Source organism: Pandoraea sp. XJJ-1 (assembly GCF_026802345.1).
Lineage (GTDB): Bacteria > Pseudomonadota > Gammaproteobacteria > Burkholderiales > Burkholderiaceae > Pandoraea > Pandoraea cepalis.
The window spans coordinates 1,820,564-1,838,519 of the sequence record NZ_CP113827.1; the positions used below are offsets into that span (position 1 = coordinate 1,820,564).

Annotated in this window: 16 protein-coding genes; 13 read left to right on the forward strand and 3 right to left on the reverse strand. The window is 65.4% G+C overall.

Translation table 11 applies throughout. The features are described 5' to 3' along the window. The first annotated feature begins 48 nt into the window (after window positions 1–48). The 9 genes from OYT13_RS08295 to ftsB all read left to right on the forward strand — a co-directional run bounded on the left by OYT13_RS08295 (window position 49) and on the right by ftsB (window position 12,130). Entirely contained in the window at window positions 49–1,302 is a 1,254-nt protein-coding gene (locus OYT13_RS08295) for a lipoprotein-releasing ABC transporter permease subunit (RefSeq protein WP_130025562.1), read from the forward strand. Further along, on the forward strand, window positions 1,295–2,032 hold the full coding sequence (lolD, locus tag OYT13_RS08300) for a lipoprotein-releasing ABC transporter ATP-binding protein LolD (RefSeq protein ID WP_017233785.1): 738 nt from the start codon (window positions 1,295–1,297) through the stop codon (window positions 2,030–2,032). Before OYT13_RS08295 ends, lolD begins: the two co-directional genes overlap by 8 nt. 209 nt (window positions 2,033–2,241) lie before the next feature. Beyond that, window positions 2,242–3,099, forward strand: coding sequence for a TatD family hydrolase (locus OYT13_RS08305; protein WP_261938781.1), 858 nt, complete (start codon window positions 2,242–2,244; stop codon window positions 3,097–3,099). A gap of 44 nt (window positions 3,100–3,143) precedes the next feature. After that, window positions 3,144–6,080 (forward strand): DNA internalization-related competence protein ComEC/Rec2, encoded by a 2,937-nt coding sequence (locus OYT13_RS08310; RefSeq protein ID WP_268567583.1) that lies wholly within the window; start codon window positions 3,144–3,146, stop codon window positions 6,078–6,080. 304 nt (window positions 6,081–6,384) lie between these two features. Beyond that, entirely contained in the window at window positions 6,385–7,215 is an 831-nt protein-coding gene (locus tag OYT13_RS08315) for an alpha/beta fold hydrolase (protein ID WP_150563060.1), read from the forward strand. A 186-nt stretch (window positions 7,216–7,401) separates the two neighbouring features. After that, window positions 7,402–9,060, forward strand: coding sequence for a CTP synthase (locus tag OYT13_RS08320; RefSeq protein WP_261938779.1), 1,659 nt, complete (start codon window positions 7,402–7,404; stop codon window positions 9,058–9,060). 37 nt (window positions 9,061–9,097) lie between these two features. Continuing rightward, window positions 9,098–9,952: a 3-deoxy-8-phosphooctulonate synthase gene (gene kdsA / locus OYT13_RS08325; protein ID WP_261938778.1), complete on the forward strand. Its 855-nt coding sequence runs from the start codon at window positions 9,098–9,100 to the stop codon at window positions 9,950–9,952. Window positions 9,953–10,342: 390 nt separating this feature from the next. Next, a complete protein-coding gene (gene eno, locus OYT13_RS08330) occupies window positions 10,343–11,626 on the forward strand; it encodes a phosphopyruvate hydratase (protein WP_017233777.1) in 1,284 nt (427 codons plus the stop codon). 72 nt (window positions 11,627–11,698) lie between these two features. After that, window positions 11,699–12,130 (forward strand): cell division protein FtsB, encoded by a 432-nt coding sequence (gene ftsB, locus OYT13_RS25155; protein ID WP_039830300.1) that lies wholly within the window; start codon window positions 11,699–11,701, stop codon window positions 12,128–12,130. A gap of 88 nt (window positions 12,131–12,218) precedes the next feature. On the opposite strand, the gene OYT13_RS08340 is transcribed toward ftsB, so the two are convergent. From OYT13_RS08340 to OYT13_RS08350, 3 genes are all read right to left on the reverse strand, one after another. Next, on the reverse strand, window positions 12,219–12,755 hold the full coding sequence (locus OYT13_RS08340) for a hypothetical protein (protein WP_261938777.1): 537 nt from the start codon (window positions 12,753–12,755) through the stop codon (window positions 12,219–12,221). Between the two features lie 20 nt (window positions 12,756–12,775). Beyond that, on the reverse strand, window positions 12,776–13,711 hold the full coding sequence (hslO, locus tag OYT13_RS08345; RefSeq protein WP_017233774.1) for an Hsp33 family molecular chaperone HslO: 936 nt from the start codon (window positions 13,709–13,711) through the stop codon (window positions 12,776–12,778). 168 nt (window positions 13,712–13,879) lie between these two features. Next, window positions 13,880–14,404 (reverse strand): gamma carbonic anhydrase family protein, encoded by a 525-nt coding sequence (locus OYT13_RS08350; RefSeq protein WP_130025569.1) that lies wholly within the window; start codon window positions 14,402–14,404, stop codon window positions 13,880–13,882. Window positions 14,405–14,453: 49 nt separating this feature from the next. Between OYT13_RS08350 and OYT13_RS08355 the strand changes: the two genes are divergently transcribed. From OYT13_RS08355 to OYT13_RS08370, 4 genes are all read left to right on the forward strand, one after another. Next, complete coding sequence (locus tag OYT13_RS08355; RefSeq protein ID WP_261938776.1) at window positions 14,454–15,398, forward strand: ferritin-like domain-containing protein; 945 nt, start codon at window positions 14,454–14,456, stop codon at window positions 15,396–15,398. An 81-nt stretch (window positions 15,399–15,479) separates the two neighbouring features. Beyond that, window positions 15,480–16,370 carry an alpha/beta fold hydrolase gene (locus OYT13_RS08360; protein ID WP_268567584.1) on the forward strand — a complete coding sequence of 297 codons (891 nt, stop codon included), beginning with the start codon at window positions 15,480–15,482 and terminating at the stop codon, window positions 16,368–16,370. A 112-nt stretch (window positions 16,371–16,482) separates the two neighbouring features. Next, entirely contained in the window at window positions 16,483–17,316 is an 834-nt protein-coding gene (locus OYT13_RS08365) for a 3',5'-nucleoside bisphosphate phosphatase (RefSeq protein ID WP_026131773.1), read from the forward strand. A gap of 12 nt (window positions 17,317–17,328) precedes the next feature. Further along, window positions 17,329–17,955 (forward strand): L-threonylcarbamoyladenylate synthase, encoded by a 627-nt coding sequence (locus tag OYT13_RS08370; protein WP_017232995.1) that lies wholly within the window; start codon window positions 17,329–17,331, stop codon window positions 17,953–17,955. Window position 17,956: the final 1 nt, after the last annotated feature.

Sequence of the window (17,956 nt, forward strand, 5' to 3'; positions counted from 1 at the left end):
TGGCGCTGGAACGCTCCGATCGATCCTTATCAAGAATCAGGAATCCGTTTGAAATTCCCATACGAATGGCAGATCGGCTGGCGCTATACGCGCACCGGCAAGCGATCATCCGGCAACGGTTTCATTTCCTTCATTTCATTCATCTCCATGGCCGGCATTGCGCTCGGCGTGGCGGCACTCATCGTGGTGCTGTCGGTGATGAACGGTTTTCAGAAGGAAGTGCGGGACCGCATGCTCTCCGTGCTTGCGCACATCGAAGTCTTCGCGGTCGACGGCAATCTGCCCGACTGGCACCGCACGGCGGCTGAAGCGTTGCAGAACAAGAATGTGATTGCGGCGGCGCCCTACGTGGGCGAGCAGGCGATGCTCACGCGCGAGGACAACGTGCGCGGCGTGGTGTTGCGCGGCATTGTTCCGAGCGAGGAAGCCAAGGTGTCCGATCTCGGCAAGCAGATTACCGAGGGCTCGCTCGCCAACCTCACGCCGGGCAGCTTCGGTATCGTGCTCGGTCGCGAACTGGCGCGGGCGCTGGGCGTGAGCATCGGCGACAAGATCACCCTCGTCGCCCCGCAAGGGACGATCACGCCCGCGGGCGTGTTGCCGCGCGTGAAACAGTTCACGGTGGTGGCCGTTTTCACGGCGGGGCACTACGAATACGACAGCTCGCTGGCGCTCATCGATCTGCACGATGCCGAGACGCTCTTCCGACTCGACGGCCCGACCGGCGTGCGGCTGAAGATCCATGACATGGAGCGGGCGCCGCTCGTGGCGCGCGAGCTGGCCAAAACCCTGTCCGGCAATATGTGGGTGCGCGACTGGACGCAGCAGAACAAGAACTGGTTCATCGCGGTGCAGACCGAAAAGCGCATGATGTTCATCATCCTGACGCTCATCATCGCCGTGGCGGCCTTCAATCTGGTGTCCTCGCTGGTGATGACGGTGACCGACAAATATGCGGACATCGCCATTCTGCGCACGCTGGGCGCACAGCCCGGCTCGATCATGAAGATCTTCATTGTGCAGGGCGTGACGATCGGTTTTGCCGGAGCGCTGCTCGGCGTGGCGCTGGGCTGCCTGATCTCGGTGAATATCGGCACCATCGTGCCATTCATCGAGCACTTGCTGGGTATCCACTTCCTGCCGCAAGACATCTATTTCATCTCCGAATTGCCCTCGGATCTGCAGTCGTCGGACGTGATCCGCATCGGGGTGATTTCGTTCATCCTCTCGGCGCTGGCGACGATCTACCCGAGCTGGCGCGCCTCGCGCGTCAAACCGGCGGAGGCCCTGCGCTATGAGTAACGCCAAGAATCAAGCGAATGCATCGTTGGCCGGTGTGCCGAACCTTGCCTATGACGGACCGGTGCTGCGCGCGCGCGATCTGCACAAGACGTTCCGTCAAGGCCAGCTCAATGTGACGGTGCTCAACGGCGCGAGTCTCGACGTGGCCCCCGGCGAGAAGGTGGCCATCGTGGGCGCGTCGGGATCGGGCAAGAGCACATTGCTGCACGTGTTGGGCGGGCTCGACGATCCGTCGCGCGGCGAGGTGTCGCTGCTCGGCAAGCCGTTTTCGTCGTTGCGCGAGCGCGAAAAGACGTCGCAGCGCAATCAATCGCTCGGCTTCGTCTATCAGTTCCACCACCTGTTGGCCGAGTTTTCGGCGCTCGATAACGTGGCGATGCCGCTGCGCATTCGCCGCTTGCCGACCGAGCAGGCGCAAGCGGTGGCGCAGGCCATGCTCGAGCGTGTCGGGCTCGGCTCGCGTGTGAAGCACCGTCCGTCGGAGTTGTCGGGGGGGGAGCGTCAGCGCGTGGCAATGGCGCGCGCGCTGGTCACGCAGCCGGCTTGCGTGCTGGCTGACGAGCCGACCGGCAACCTCGACGGGCATACCGCCGAGACCGTGTTCGAACTGATGCTCGAGTTGTCGGAGACCCTGAAGACCAGCTTCGTGATCGTGACGCACGACATCGATCTGGCGAAGCGCTGCGATCGTGCCCTGCGACTGCGCGATGGGGTGCTGGAACCGGCATGACCGTGGTGCAAGCGCATTAGCGCGAGCGGCGGCTGACGTGCGCGAAACGCCGGGGTTCTCCCCGGCGTTTCGCATTTCGCGAGGCGGCGGCCGCCGTCGATTTCGGCAACGTCCTAGACCGTAACGCGGCGTCGTCCGATGGTCATCGCGAGAACGGTGTGCGAGCCTTGTCAACGACCCGTAGAATTGACGTTCAAGGACCTTTGACCATGTGGATCGATACCCATTGCCATCTCGATGCGGCCGAGTTCGACGCCGACCGTGCGACCGTGATCGCCGACGCCGCTGCTGCCGGCGTGGTGGGGCTCGTGGTGCCCGCCGTCGAATGCGCAACGTTCGACGCGGCGCGGGCCGCGGCTCGCGCAATCCCCGGGGGCGCTTACGCGCTGGGGATTCATCCGCTCTACACGCCACGCGCGCGCGACGCGGACATCGCCACGTTGCGCCGTGCCGTCGCGCGGGCGATGGGCGATCCGCGCTTCGTCGGTATCGGCGAGATCGGTCTCGATTTCTTCGTGACGACGCTGGACCCCGAGCGTCAGCAATTCTTTTATGTCGAGCAGTTGAAGATCGCGCGCGACTTCGATTTGCCCGTCATCCTTCACGTGCGTCGCTCGCAGGATGCCTTGCTCAAGCAACTGCGCATCTTCACCCCGCGCGGCGGCATCGCGCACGCGTTCAACGGCAGCCGGCAGCAAGCAGACACGTTCGTCGAGCGTGGCTTCTGCCTGGGGTTTGGCGGGCAGATGACCTTCGAGCGCGCCCTGCAGATCCGGCGTCTCGCGTCGGATCTGCCGCTCGATGCGCTCGTGCTGGAGACCGACGCGCCCGATATTGCGCCGCAATGGCGCTACAAGCAGCGTAATAGCCCGGTCGAGTTGCCGCGCATTGCGCAAGTGCTGGCGGACCTGCGCGGGGTGACGACTGCAGCCCTGGCGCAGGCGACTTGCCGCAATGCTTGGCGCGTGCTGCCGCGTCTGGCTGGCGCCATGGCTATGGCGCCGGGCGACGGGCCGGTTACCGGCGTTTCTCTGATCGCCGACATCTCCGACGGCTTGGCGCGCTGACGCTGCGGCGTTGCGCGGTCGCGAATACATGACGTGGTGACGTCATGAGACTTGTGCTGCTTGCGTGGGTCGCCGGCGTCTGGTGGCTGCAGCAGGCGTCCGTGTTGCCTCAGGGGCGAGCGTTCGGTGCCGCGCTCGGCGTTGCCGCGGGCGTGTTTGCCCTGTGGGCGGTGTGGGCGACCCGGGGCGTCGTGGGGCGCGATCGCGGTGCTGCGCGCGCCAGCCTGACGACGCGGGACGGTGGCGCACGCTTCGCACGAAGCGGCGCGCACGCCGGCGAGCGCTGGCGTCACCGGAGCGTGGTGGCCGTACTGGCGCTTTGCGCGGGTGTTTTCGGTTATTCGTGGGCAGCGCTTCGGGCGGAGGCGCGATTGAACGATCGGCTGCCCGTCGAACTGGAGGGGCGCGACTTGATGGTCGTCGGTGTCGTGGCCGGACTGCCTGCGCCGACGGATGATGGGCAGCGGTTCGCGTTCGATGCGGAGCGCGCGTACGTCTTGGACGAACGATGTGAGATGCCGGTGTCCGCGACGGTGCGCTCAATGTCGGATATGCGCGGCGATCGAAGCGACGCCGATACCCGCGCAGCGCTGTGCCGGGAGGTGCGCGTGCCGAAGGCCATTGAGTTGGTGTGGCCGGGGCGCTCGCGGTTCGGCGGCAAATGGGGCCCGGGTGGGGCGGTGGCGGGAAGTCCGCACGCGGGTGAGCGGTGGCGATTGCCGGTGCGGCTCAAAGCGCCGAGAGGTTTTGCGAATTGGCATGGGGCCGATGCCGAGTTGACGGCGCTGGTGCGCGGCATTCGCGCGACGGGATACGTGCGGGCGTTGAGCGGCAGAGGCGAAGCAACAAGGACAAAGGGCTCGCTTCGTCTGCAAGCCGAGACTGTGCCCGGGTATCGATTCGTAGCCTGGCGGGAACAGCTGCGCGACAAACTTCGTGCCGGACTCGGGCCGTCGGCGCGATACGGCGGTGTCTTGATCGCGCTGGCGCTGGGGGAGCGGGGGGATATCGCGGCCGACGACTGGCAGGTTTTTGCGGATACCGGTGTAAGTCACTTGCTGGCGATTTCCGGATTGCATGTGTCGCTCGTGGCGGGTGTGCTCGCGACACTGGTTGGCACGCTCTGGCGGCGCGCTTGCACACGGCGCTTCAGTTTGCCGCTATGGTGGCCTGCGCCCAAGGCGGCGGCCGTCTCCGGCCTGCTCGCGGCGGTGGCGTACGGGGCGGTGGCGGGGTGGGGCGTTCCGGTGCGGCGCGCCGTCGGCATGGTGGCGATTCTGGTGTTCGCCTTGCTCAATGGCCGTATGGCGGCGCCGTCGTACGTGCTGGCGTGGGCGTTGGCCACCGTCGTCGCGCTCGATCCGTGGGCCGTCGTGACGCCTGGCCTGTGGCTCTCGTTTGGCGCGGTCGCGGCACTGGTCCTGGGCGCTGGGCGAACGCAGACACTGCGGGCGGCACGTCGACGCGGCATCCCGGAGGGGGCGTGGTCGCCGTCAACAGCGAGCACGAGGGGGCACGCGTTGGCGGATGTGCGTCGACCAGGTGAATCTCAGGACGTTCGGCGTCACGGCGGCGACCGTCAGGGCGATGAGCGTCGGGCGGGCGACTGTCGGGGTTGGGATGGGAGGCGTCAGGCAGGCAAACGTCGTGGCGCTGACCGTCAGGACGCTGACCCTCAGGAGGGCGCGATCCGCCGCTGGCCAGCGGCGGCCCTGGCCCGTCTGGGGCCTGCGGCGCGGGCACAATATGCGGTCACGATAGGACTGGTGCCATTGACGTTGGCATGGTTCGGGTCGGTGCCACTGCTTGGGCCGCTGGCCAATGCGATTGCCATACCGGTGATGACGTTGATCGTGACACCGCTGGCGTTGGCGAGCCTGATGCTGCCCGCGACGATGGCCCATTGGGCGTTGGCGGTAGCGCACGCGGTGGTCGTCTGGCTGGCCGATTGGCTTGGCATGCTGGCAGCGTGGCCCTGGGCGGTGTGGCGAGCGGCCGTTGCGCCGGCCTGGGCGCAGGCGGCCGCTGTCGGCGGCGTGCTGCTCTGTCTGATGCCTTGGCCGGCCGCGATGCGTCGGCTGAGGGTGTGGCGCGTTGGTGTGCGTATTGCCGGTTTCGCGTTGCTGGGGCCGGCGTTGCTCGCGTCGTCGCCGCGGCCGGGCACCGGAGAGTTTCGGGTCACCCTGCTCGATATCGGGCAGGGCAACGCGGTGCTCGTCGAGACCGCGTCGCGTACGCTGTTGTTCGACGCCGGGCCGCCGCTGGGGCGACACAGCGATGCCGGGCGCCGCGTGATCGTTCCCTATCTGCGCGCGCACGGCATCCGGCGGCTGGATCGGCTCGTGATCAGCCACGCGCATGACGATCATTTCGGCGGCGCACTGAGCGTGCTGCGGGCGTATCCGTCGGCGCAAGTACTGTCGTCGCTGCCGGCGACGCATGGCGTGCGAAGCGCCGCAGCGGCTCATCGCACTTGCCTGGCTGGGCAGCAATGGATGTGGGACGGCGTCACGTTTCGCTTCCTGCACCCTGATAAAGGGGCGTTGCGCGAGGGCTGGGCGGGGCGCGTGGGACCGAACAGCGTCAGTTGTGTGCTGCGCGTATCGAACGCCCAGCACAGTGCGCTGCTCGCGGCGGATGCCGAAGCGCCGCAGGAGCGGGCCATGCTGGCACGCTTCGGTGCCGGTTTGCGTTCGGACGTCCTATTGGCACCGCATCACGGCAGCCTGACGTCGTCGACGGCCGTGTTCATCGAGGCCGTATCGCCAGCCCATGTGGTGTTTCAGGCGGGCTACCGCAATCGCTTCGGACATCCTAGGCCCGAGGTCGTGGCCCGTTATCAGGCCGCCGGCGTGCGGATTTGGCAGAGCGTGACGCACGGGGGCGTCCGGTTTTCGTTCACGAAGGACGGGATCGAGGCGCAGTCTTACCGCGAGCAATATCGGCGGTACTGGCACGCGGAAGTGCCGGATACGTCATGACATCGATGTCATGTGACCGGCCGACAAGGGCATTCTGCCGTTTCACCACGTGCTCACGGGGTGTGTCCGGGCGTCGCGATTCGACGGAAACCTCTACCGGTACTTCACGAGCGGTTCGCTAGAATGGCCCGATGCGCCGGATTGCGCTCCGCTCGTGCATGCACCGGCTGGGCCTGACCCACACAGTGATTCCCGTCGATCGGCACCGATTGCCGCAGGCTGCCGTCCCTGGTGTTCAGTGGCCGCCGGGCGGCCCATTTCAGCACATTTCGCCCAAGGCCGGCCCGCCACGACAACGAATGCCATGACAAGAGACATCCTTCATTTTTCGCACGGCAACGGCTTTCCCGCTGGCGTCTATCGCAAGCTACTGGGCGCGCTGGCCGACGAATACGACGTTCGCGCCATCGACCGCATCGGTCACGACCCGCACTATCCCGTCACGCCGGGCTGGCGCTATCTGCGCAACGAACTGGTCGACACCCTCATGCGCGAATACCGCGGTGAGCCGGTCTGGCTCGTCGGACATTCGCTCGGCGGCTTCCTGAGCTTGATGGCCGCGCTCAAGGCACCGCAGTGCGTGCGCGGGGTGGTCATGATCGATTCGCCCATCGTTACGCCCGGCTGGCGCACGCAGATGCTCCGCTTGGGCATGCTCACCGGACTGTACGAGCGAATGTCGCCTGCGGGCGTGACCAAGCGGCGTCGCGATCACTGGCCCGACTGGGAAACGGCCTGGCAGCATTTCGCGAGCAAGCCGGTGTTCGCCGGCTGGGATTCGGACGTGCTGCGTGACTACATCGACTGCGGCACGATGCCGACCGGCGAGGGCGAGGCACGGCGCCTGGCGTTTGCGCGCGACATCGAATATCGGATCTATCTGACGCTGCCGCCGCTGCTCGCCGTGCGTGCGATGCGTGGTGTGCCGGTGCCGGTCGGCTTTCTCGCGGGCACGGAGTCACGCGAGCTACGGCAAGCCGGGATCGGGGCGACGCGTCGTATCGTCGGCACCCATCTGCGTTACGTGCAGGGCACCCACCTATTTCCGATGGAGCGTCCGTTGGAGACGGCCGTCGCCGTGCGCGACATGCTCGCGGAACTGCGCGGTGAGCGCCGGCGTTCGCTGGCCGCCTGAGACACCCGGACGGGGCTTGCGTCGCGGGGTGTCCGATCCGGGCGCCTGCTTGCCGGGCGCGAGGGATACGCCGGTCGTGCGGAGCGGCGCGCAGGGCGCCTGTCAAGGTCAAAATTTGCCGCGCCGCACGTCGAGGGCGGGGCCGCTTTCGGGTATAATCCGGCTTTCCCGCGAGCAATTACTGCGATGACCAAATTTGTTTTTGTCACGGGCGGCGTGGTTTCCTCTCTTGGTAAGGGAATTGCTGCCGCATCTCTGGCCGCGATTCTCGAATCGCGTGGCCTCAAAGTCACCCTCCTCAAGCTTGATCCCTACATCAACGTCGACCCGGGCACGATGAGCCCGTTTCAGCACGGCGAGGTGTTTGTCACCGAGGACGGTGCGGAAACCGACCTCGATCTGGGCCATTATGAGCGCTTCATCAGCGCCAAGATGCGTCGTGCGAACAACTTCACGACGGGCCAGATCTACGAATCGGTGATCCGTAAGGAGCGCCGTGGCGAGTATCTCGGCAAGACCGTTCAGGTCATTCCGCACATCACCAACGAAATTCAGGCTTTCGTCGAGCGCGGTGCGCGTTCGACGTGGGACGGCCATCCCGACGTCGCCATCGTAGAAATCGGCGGCACGGTCGGCGATATCGAATCGCTGCCGTTCCTCGAAGCCGCGCGTCAGATGAACCTGCGCCTGGGCCGCAACAGCGTGGCCTTCGTGCACCTGACGCTCGTGCCGTACATTGCGACGGCTGGCGAACTGAAGACCAAGCCGACGCAACACAGTGTGCAGAAGCTGCGCGAGATCGGCATTTCGCCGGACGTGCTGCTGTGCCGTGCCGACCGTCAGATTCCGGAAGACGAGTGCGCCAAGATTTCGCTGTTCGCGAACATTCCGCAGGACGCCGTGATTTCGGTCTGGGACGTCGACACGATCTACAAGATCCCGCAGATGCTCCATGACCAGGGCATGGACAAGATCATCTGCGACGAACTGAAGATCGAAGCCAAGCCGGCCGACCTGTCCATGTGGACGCATCTGGTGCAAGCCGTCGAGAACCCGAAGCACGAGGTCACTGTCGGTATGGTCGGCAAGTACGTCGATTTGACCGAGTCGTACAAGTCGCTTATCGAAGCGCTGCGTCACGCCTCGATCCACACGGAAACGCGTGTGAACATCGAGTACATCGATTCGGAACAAATCGAGAAGGACGGCACGGACGCGCTCAAACATCTGGACGCCATTCTCGTGCCGGGCGGTTTCGGCCGACGCGGTACCGAAGGCAAGATCAAGGCGATTCGTTATGCACGTGAGAACCGCGTGCCGTATCTCGGCATCTGCCTGGGTATGCAGCTCGCCGTGATCGAATTCGCGCGTGACGTGGCCAAGCTGTCCGACGCCAACAGCACGGAATTCGAGCCGTCGACGCCGCATCCGGTCGTCGCCCTCATCACCGAGTGGCAGGACCGCGATGGCAAGATCGAGCAGCGTACCGAAAATTCGGATCTGGGCGGCACCATGCGCCTGGGCTCGCAGCGCGTGCCCGTCAAGACGGAAACGCTCGCGTCGCGCATCTATGGCGATTCGGTCAATGAGCGTCACCGCCACCGTTACGAAGTCAACAATCATTATGTTCCGCAGCTCGAAGCCGCCGGTCTGGTGATCTCGGCGCGCACGCCGAGCGAGAACCTGCCGGAGATGATGGAGTTGCCGCAGCAGGTGCACCCGTGGTTTGTGGGCGTTCAGTTCCACCCCGAGTTCACCTCGACGCCGCGCGATGGCCATCCGCTGTTCAAGGCGTATGTCGAGGCGGCGCTGGCGGGTCAGCAGTCGCGCAAGAAGGCCGCCTGAGGCCCCGCCCGCCGCGAGCGAGACATAAGGAGTTCTCATGAAACTGTGCGGTTTCGAGGTTGGCCTGGACCAGCCGTTTTTCCTGATCGCGGGTACCTGCGTCGTCGAATCGGAGCAAATGACGATCGACGTCGCGGGACAGCTCAAGGAAATAACGAGCGCGCTGGGCATTCCGTTCATTTACAAGTCGTCGTTCGACAAGGCGAATCGCAGCTCCGGCAAGTCGTTTCGCGGCCCTGGGCGCGAGGCGGGCCTGAAGATCCTCGAGGAAGTGCGCCGCCAACTCGGCGTGCCGGTGCTCACCGACGTGCATACCGAGGAGGATGTGGCCGTGGCCGCGCCTATCGTCGATGTGCTGCAAACGCCGGCGTTCCTGTGCCGCCAGACCGATTTCATTCGTGCTTGCGCCCAGTCGGGCAAGCCGGTGAACATCAAGAAGGGGCAGTTTCTTGCCCCGCACGACATGATCAACGTCATCGACAAGGCCCGCGACGCCGCGCGCGAGGCCGGCCTGCCCGATGACGTGTTCATGGCTTGCGAGCGTGGCGTTTCGTTTGGCTACAACAATCTGGTCTCGGACATGCGCTCGTTGGCGATCATGCGCGAGACCCGGGCGCCGGTTGTGTTCGACGCGACGCACTCGGTGCAGTTGCCCGGCGGCCAGGGCACCAGCTCGGGCGGTCAGCGCGAGTTCGTGCCGGTCCTCTCGCGTGCCGCCGTGGCCGTGGGCGTGTCGGGCCTGTTCATGGAGACGCACCCGGATCCGGCCTGTGCGCTTTCGGACGGCCCCAACGCCGTGCCGCTCGGGCGCATGCGCGAACTGCTCACCACGCTCAAGACGATCGATGCGGCGGTGAAGCAGGGCGAGTTCCTGGAAAATAATTTCAATTGAAATGAGACACGCCGTCCTGGGGCCACTATCAGCACGCCCACAGGACGGGTATAGCGCTCGGATGCCTTGGCAGCGTGGCGTCGAGTCGTTAAGCTTGTCGCGCAGCGGTCGTCGGAAGTCGCCGCGAGGGCAAGCCCACAAGGAGATGCCCGCGTGCGGTACGCCGAGCGCACCGTCGACATCGATGTCATCCCGCAGGCCGCCGTACCTTATTTCGAGGTGCCGTTGTTTCCCCGTCCATGCAGTACCCCGTCGTTGCGCGCTTGAGCGCCGCACCGGCGTCCACGTCAGGGTTCGGCGCGAGCGCCCGACGTGAACAGGGCAGGTGACGGGCCGCGGCGCGAAGCAGGTTCCCTTTAGCGTTTTTGTCATACAGATACCGAGGAATACATGAGTGCAATCGTAGATATCATCGGGCGCGAAGTGCTGGACTCGCGCGGCAACCCGACGGTCGAGTGCGACGTGCTGCTGGAGTCGGGCGTGATGGGCCGTGCGGCAGTGCCGTCGGGCGCATCGACCGGTTCGCGCGAAGCGATCGAATTGCGTGATGGCGACAAGGGTCGCTATCTCGGCAAGGGGGTGCAGAAGGCAGTCGAGCACATCAATACCGAGATTTCGGAAGCGATCATGGGTCTGGATGCGGCGGAACAAGCCTTCCTGGACAAGACGCTGATCGAACTCGACGGCACGGACAACAAGTCGCGCCTCGGTGCAAACGCCATGCTGGCCGTGTCGATGGCCGTGGCCAAGGCCGCGGCGGAAGAAGCCGGCCTGCCGCTGTACCGCTACTTCGGCGGTTCGGGCGCCATGCAAATGCCGGTGCCGATGATGAACATCGTCAACGGCGGCGCGCACGCCAACAACAGCCTGGACATCCAGGAATTCATGGTGATGCCCGTGGGCCAGTCGAGCTTCCGCGAAGCCCTGCGTTGCGGCGCCGAAATCTTCCACGCGCTGAAGAAACTCATCGCCGAGAAGGGGATGAGCACGGCCGTGGGCGACGAAGGCGGCTTCGCACCGAACTTCGCGTCGAACGAAGAGTGCCTGACGACCATTCAGCAGGCGGTTGAGAACGCCGGCTACCGCATGGGCGACGACGTGCTCCTGGCGCTGGACTGCGCCTCGACCGAATTCTTCAAGAATGGCAAGTACGAGCTGGCTGGCGAAGGCCTGTCGCTGACCTCGGAAGCGTTCGCCGACTACCTCGCCAACCTGTGCGACAAGTTCCCGATCGTGTCGATCGAAGACGGCATGTCGGAAGACGACTGGGCCGGCTGGAAGGTCCTGACCGAAAAGCTCGGCCACAAGGTGCAACTGGTCGGTGACGATCTGTTCGTGACCAACACCAAGATCCTGAAGCAAGGCATCGAGCAGGGCGTCGCCAACTCGATCCTCATCAAGATCAATCAGATCGGTACGCTCACCGAAACGTTCGCCGCCATCGAAATGGCCAAGCGCGCCGGCTACACGGCCGTCGTGTCGCACCGTTCGGGCGAAACCGAAGACTCGACGATTGCCGACATCGCCGTTGGCACGAACGCGGGCCAGATCAAGACGGGCTCGCTCTCGCGCAGCGATCGTATCGCCAAGTACAACCAGCTTCTGCGCATCGAAGAGGATCTCGGCGATATCGCCTCGTATCCGGGCAAGGAAGCGTTCTACAATCTGCGCTAATTCCGTTTCCCGGGAGGTTGCGCCCCGACGGCTGTCGAGGCGCGCTTCTCGGCATTCTTGCCAGGCGAAAGCATGCGAATGGTGACCTTGCTGCTGGTGCTGCTGCTGGCGGTGATCCAGTATCCGCTCTGGTTCGGCCACGGTGGTTGGCTTTACGTGCACGAACTGCGCGACGAGTTGAGCGCCGAACAGCAGAAGAACGAGCAGTTGAAAGAACGTAACGATCGTCTTGCCGGCGAAGTGCAGGATCTGCAGGACGGCACGTCGGCGATCGAGGAGCGCGCGCGTTTCGAGCTGGGTATGGTCAAGGACGGCGAAGTGTTCGTTCAGTTCGTGGCGCCGGACGGCTCGGGCGGTCCGCAGGCCGCTTCCGCCGCGGGTGCTCCACTGGTCTCGTCGACCGAGCCGGCACACAAGTCGGTCGCGGCGGCGCCGCCGGCACCGCCGACTTCGTCCCCAGCAAAGCGCGGGGCGCAGGCGGCGCACAAGGCTCAGCATCACTGATGCGTCGCCGGTACGGCGCGCAGACAGTACGACAAAATGGCGTTCCCATGGGAACGCCATTTTTTATGTCATCTCGCGGTGCCGCCCACTAGAAGCCGATGCCAACACCCACCGATGCGCGTGGGCCATATCCGCCATATCCGCCCGGTCCGTACCATCCAGGTCCGTACCATCCAGGCCCATACCACGCAGGGCCACCCCAACCACCGTAGAAATACGCGTTGTTGGCGTTGCTGCGCAGCGCAGCCTCGATGGCGCGCTGTGCGCGTTCGTGTTCGATGGTCGCTTCCTGCTCGTCGTAGATGCGCTTGTTCAAGCGTGTCAGGTCCTGCTTCTGGGCATCGGTCATTGCCGGGATGTCTTGCGTCTGCGGCAGACGTGCCGCAGGCGCGTCGGGCGGTGGCAGTTGCGCACAGCCTGCGGCGAGCATCAGGAGCAGCGCGCCGAGGACACCGAGGGCGCCGACGACAAGCCGAGGGGGGCGTTCACGCGTGGAGCGCGTAGCGCTGGCGTTGAACGCGAGTCGCGGCATGAGCGATGCGCCGAGCGAGCTAGCGGGGTGGCGAGCCGAACGACCGCACGCCACATCCTGCATGCGGTGTCTGGTGAGGTCGGTCCGGCGCATGCCCGCGATCTCCGCGTCGCTCAATGTTGCGCGGACGGCGCGGCGTGCAGTTGCTCCGTAAAGAGCTGCGCCGCATCCACCTTGTCGAAACGATAGGTCTGGCGGCAGAACTCACACGCCACTTCAAGATCGGGACGCTCGTCGAATACGCTCATGACTTCTGCTTCGCCGAGCGTGCGCAGCATGTTGGTGACCCGCTCGTGCGAGCACGTGCAGCGAAACGCCGTGACCGCCGGCTCGAACACGCGCACCGTTTCTTCCCAAAACAAGCGCTGCAACAGCGTTTCCCGATCGACGCTCAGCATTTCGTCTCGCTTGAGCGTATTGCCGAGCTGGCAGACGCGATTCCACATGTCCTCGTCCTGCTCGGGCGCACGCTCGGCACCGGTGCCGGCCGTGCCGCCATGGCCGGGCAGCTTCTGCAGCAGCATGCCCACTGCGTGGCGGTCGTCCGACGCGAGCCACAGGCGTGTGTCGAGCTGCTCCGAATGATGCATGTAGTGTTCGAGCACCGACGCCAGATCGGGCAAGGGGCCGTGCTCATCCGACAGCGGCACCACGCCCTGGTAAGGCTGTTGGCCCGGTTGCTTCACGCGCGGGTCGAGCGTAATGGCGAAGCGTGCGCGGCCGTCGACGTTCACGAGCGCTTTGAGGGTCGCGTCGTCGGGGATCTCGCCGCTGTACTTTGCCGTGGCGCGCATCGTCAGGTCGGCGTTGCATTCGACGACGATCATGGCGACCGGTCCATCGCCGTGCAGTTGCAGGATCAGGGCGCCGTCGAATTTGACGTTGGCCGTGAGCAGCGCGGCCGCGGCCATCATTTCACCGAGCAGATGACGTACCGGCGCCGGGTAGTCGTGACGCTCGAGCACGGCGCGCCACGTCGCGTCGAGGCTGACGTATTCGCCGCGCACCGGGGCGGCGTCGAACATGAATTTCTGAAGTTGATCGGACACGGTTGAATTCCTGAAAAATGCGGCAACGGCGGTTGTCGTGGCGGGCCGCGTTGCGCGGTAACGACCGCGCAGATACGCGCCGGATGCTGCACGAACGCCGGTGGTTGGCGCGTCAATACTGCGTAATCTGGGGGCGCGTACCGCATTTTCAACACGCCGGCGGGGCGATCAGCCGATGCGCACCAACTGTTCCTTGAAGACCTGACGGCGTGCCGCATAGCCCTCGGCGTTGCGCTTGAGGTTCGCGACTTCCTCGTCGGTCAGTTCGCGCACGACCTTGGCGGGCACACCCAGAATCAGGGAGCGGTCAGGGAACGTCTTGCGCTCGGTGACCAGCGCGCCCGCACCGACCAGACAGTCGCGGCCGATGACCGCGCCATTGAGCAGCACCGCCTGAATGCCGATGAGCGAGTTTTCGCCCACGGTGCAGCCGTGCAGCATCGCCTGATGGCCGATACTCACGCCGCTGGCCAGCGTGAGCGGGTACCCCGGATCGGCGTGCAGAACGGCGCCTTCCTGCACGTTGGTCCCCACGCCGACCTTGATCGGCTCGTTGTCGCCGCGAATCGCGACCCCCGGCCACACGCTGCTGTTCTCGGCGAGGATCACGTCTCCGATGATGCTGGCGGTGTCGGCCACGAAAGCACTCTCGTGGATCTGGGGGGTCTTGTCTCCAAGTTTGTAGATCGGCATGGCGGCTTCGGTTCGCGGTTAAAATCGATGAAATAGCTATTGTAACGTCATGACCGATTTCACTCCCGCGCCCAGCGGCGGTGCCGCGCGCAACGCCGACCCCGGCCATTCCAGCGAAGCTTGCCCGTCCGGCAACGCGCATCCCGGATTCGCCGGTGCGTTGTGTGCCCGCGAGCACACGCTTGCGCTCCTGCGCCTGTGCGATCCGTATGAGAAGGCGCACGGCGTGACGGCACTTCGCGACGCAGTGCGAGACGGCCGCGCGCGCTGGCACCCCGAGCGTTGCTTCGAGGTGGCCGGGCCGGCGACGCCGACGCGCGCGGGGGAGGCCGGCATTCCCGGTCGTCCCGCCGCGCCTCGGCTGGTGTCGCCGCGCGAGTTGAAGCACCGCGCCGCGACGTCCGTCGAGGGCCGCGCCGCCTTGCTGCACGCGCTCACCCACATCGAATTCAACGCGATCAATCTTGCGCTCGACGCCCTGTGGCGCTTCGATGGCCTGCCCACCGATTATTACGATGACTGGCTTCAGGTCGCGGCGGAGGAGGCATATCACTTCTCTCTGCTTGCCCAGCACTTGAACACGCTCGGTGAGCCTTACCGCTACGGCTATTTCCCGGCGCACGACGGCTTATGGGAGATGGCGCGCAGGACGTCCGGCGACTGGCTCGCTCGCCTCGCGCTGGTGCCACGCACCCTGGAGGCGCGCGGGCTCGACGCCAGCCCACCGATCAAGGCCAAGCTGGCGAGCGCGGGCGACGCCGCCGGGGCCGCCATTCTCGATATCATCCTGCGCGACGAGATCGGGCATGTCGCCATCGGGAACCGTTGGTATCGCTGGGGCTGTGAGCGCGCCGGATGCGATCCCATCGAGACCTATGCCCGGCTCGCGGCGCAATACGGTGCGCCGCGTCTGCGCGGGCCGTTCAACCTGGAGGCCCGCCGGGCGGCGGGCTTCGACGACGACGAACTGGCTGCGCTGCAGGCGCTCGCGTAACGGCGCGGCCGATTCGTCATTTTTGACGCTGATAGACTCGGCGTTCCTCAATCGTTTCGATCTTCACTTTCTGCTTGCGCCATGACCGATTCGCGATCCGAATTTCTGACGGTGCGCGGCCTGCGCCACCATGTCCGGCAGTGGGGCACGCCCGGCGCGCCGAAGCTGTTCGCGCTGCACGGCTGGATGGACGTGTCGGCGTCGTTCCATTTCGTCGCGCAAACGCTGGCGCAGCGCTGGCATGTGCTCGCCCCGGACTGGCGCGGCTTTGGCCTCACCGACTGGCCGGTGGCGCAAGGCCGCTGCGGCAGCTACTGGTTTCCAGACTACCTCGCCGATCTCGACGCCCTGCTCGACGTCTACACGGAGCCCGGCGAAGCGGTCCGCCTGATTGGCCACAGCATGGGCGGCAACGTCGCGTGTCTGTATGCCGGGGTGCGGCCCTCGCGGGTTCGGCGTCTCGTGAATCTGGAGGGCTTCGGTCTGCCGCCGTCGCAGCCGATCGCGGCGATCCGTCAGCTCGGCCGTTGGCTCGACGATTTGCGGCATGCGCCGACGTTGCGTCCTTATGCCACGCTCGACGCGGTGGTGGCGCGGCTGCGCAAGACCAATCCGCGCCTCACGCAGGCGCGGGCGGACTGGCTGGCACAACGATGGGCACGCCAGGACGCCGACGGACAATGGCATTTGCTTGCCGATGCGGCGCACAAGGTCGCCAATCCGTACCCGTACCGGCTCGATGAAGCGATGGCGGTATGGGGCAACGTGAGCGCGCCCGTCCTGCATGTGGAAGCCACGGACTCGGACGTGCTGCGACATTTCGTCGGGGCGCAGGGGACGGCGGCGTTCCGGGAGCGCTTCGAGGTCTTTCCGAATTTGACGGAGGCTTTCGTGGGGGATGCCGGTCATATGCTGCATCACGACCAACCCGACGTCGTGGCCCGGTTGATTGACGACTTCTGCCGGGAGTGAAGCCGCGGGTCACTCGCGCCGCGGGCACTTGAGCGGTAGAATGAGGGCGTCACAACCACGTCATACGGCGGTGCCGGGCGGACGCAATATGTCACCCCCCCGGCGGCTCATCATGCTTAATGCGGATCTTCATTGTCATTCCCGAGTGTCCGACGGCACGCTGGCGCCGTCCGAGGTGGCGCAGGTGGCGTTTGAGGCCGGTGTCGACCTCTGGTCGCTGACCGACCACGACGAGATCGGTGGCCAGCGCGAAGCGCGCGCGGCGGCCGAAGCGCTCGGCATGGGGTACGTGAGCGGTGTGGAGATCTCCATTACGTGGGCGAACCGCACGGTGCATATCGTCGGGCTGAATCTCGATCCCGATAATCCCGCGCTGATCGATGGACTGGCGGCCACGCGCGGTGGCCGGGCGTTGCGAGCCCAGCAGATGAGCGAGCAATTGGCGGCCGCGGGCATTCCGCATGCGTACGAGGGGGCGCTGCGTTTCGTCGGGAATCCCGATCTGATTTCGCGTACGCACTTCGCCCGATATCTCGTAGCAATCGGCAAATGCACGTCGGTTTCCGATGTGTTCTCGAAATATCTCGCGGAGGGGCGGCCGGGTTATGTGCCGCACCGCTGGGCCACGCTGGAGAATGCCGTGAGCTGGATCCGCGGGGCGGGGGGCATTGCCGTCGTGGCACACCCGGGACGCTACAAATTCACGCCGCTCGAGTTCGGGGTACTGTTCGATCAGTTCCGCGAACTGGGCGGAGAGGCCATCGAAGTGGTGACCGGCAGCCATACGCCGGATCAGTACCGCGAGTATGCCGACGTCGCACGCCGCTACGATTTTCTGGCGTCGCGTGGCTCGGATTTCCATGGACCGACCGAGAGCCGTGCGCTGCTCGGCAAGCTGCCTGCGCTGCCCGACGATCTCACCCCGGTCTGGAGCCGCTGGCAGTAACTTTTCGACGCTATGTCGCAATTCTTCCAGATCCATCCGGAAAATCCTCAGTCACGACTCATCAAGCAGGCCGCCCAGATCATCGATAAGGGCGGCATCGTGGCGTTGCCGACCGACTCCAGCTACGCGATCGCCTGTCATATCGACGACCGGCAGGCCGTCGAACGCCTGCGTCGTATTCGCGGTCTCGACGACAAGCAACTGCTCTCGCTCCTGGTCCGCGATCTGTCGGAGCTGGCCGAGTTCGCCATGGTGGATAACCGGCAATACCGGTTGATCAAGGCGACGACGCCGGGGCCCTACGTGTTCATTCTCGAAGCGACGAAGGAGGTGCCGCGCCGGCTCTCGCATCCTTCGCGAAAGACGATCGGTCTGCGGGTGCCGGATCATGCCATCACGCTGGCGCTGCTCGAGGCGCTGGGGCAGCCGTTGCTCGCCACCACCCTGATTCTGCCGGGCGAAAGCGAGCCGCTGAACGACCCCGACGAGATTCGTGAGCGCCTGGAAAAGCAACTGGATCTGGTGATCGACGGCGGGGCCTGTCCTAAAGAACCGTCCACGGTGGTCGACCTGACGGTGACGCCGCCCGAGGTGCTGCGTCGCGGTCGCGGCTCGCTGGCGCCGTTCGGCCTGTCGTGAA

Coding starts and splice junctions, on each gene's coding strand:
- lolD (WP_017233785.1), top strand. CDS start 1,295: ATGAGTAACGCCAAGAATCAAGCGAATGCATCGTTGGCCGGTGTGCCG.
- OYT13_RS08305 (WP_261938781.1), top strand. CDS start 2,242: ATGTGGATCGATACCCATTGCCATCTCGATGCGGCCGAGTTCGACGCC.
- OYT13_RS08310 (WP_268567583.1), top strand. CDS start 3,144: ATGAGACTTGTGCTGCTTGCGTGGGTCGCCGGCGTCTGGTGGCTGCAG.
- OYT13_RS08315 (WP_150563060.1), top strand. CDS start 6,385: ATGACAAGAGACATCCTTCATTTTTCGCACGGCAACGGCTTTCCCGCT.
- OYT13_RS08320 (WP_261938779.1), top strand. CDS start 7,402: ATGACCAAATTTGTTTTTGTCACGGGCGGCGTGGTTTCCTCTCTTGGT.
- kdsA (WP_261938778.1), top strand. CDS start 9,098: ATGAAACTGTGCGGTTTCGAGGTTGGCCTGGACCAGCCGTTTTTCCTG.
- eno (WP_017233777.1), top strand. CDS start 10,343: ATGAGTGCAATCGTAGATATCATCGGGCGCGAAGTGCTGGACTCGCGC.
- ftsB (WP_039830300.1), top strand. CDS start 11,699: ATGCGAATGGTGACCTTGCTGCTGGTGCTGCTGCTGGCGGTGATCCAG.
- OYT13_RS08340 (WP_261938777.1), bottom strand. CDS start 12,755: ATGCGCCGGACCGACCTCACCAGACACCGCATGCAGGATGTGGCGTGC.
- OYT13_RS08350 (WP_130025569.1), bottom strand. CDS start 14,404: ATGCCGATCTACAAACTTGGAGACAAGACCCCCCAGATCCACGAGAGT.
- OYT13_RS08355 (WP_261938776.1), top strand. CDS start 14,454: ATGACCGATTTCACTCCCGCGCCCAGCGGCGGTGCCGCGCGCAACGCC.
- OYT13_RS08360 (WP_268567584.1), top strand. CDS start 15,480: ATGACCGATTCGCGATCCGAATTTCTGACGGTGCGCGGCCTGCGCCAC.
- OYT13_RS08365 (WP_026131773.1), top strand. CDS start 16,483: ATGCTTAATGCGGATCTTCATTGTCATTCCCGAGTGTCCGACGGCACG.
- OYT13_RS08370 (WP_017232995.1), top strand. CDS start 17,329: ATGTCGCAATTCTTCCAGATCCATCCGGAAAATCCTCAGTCACGACTC.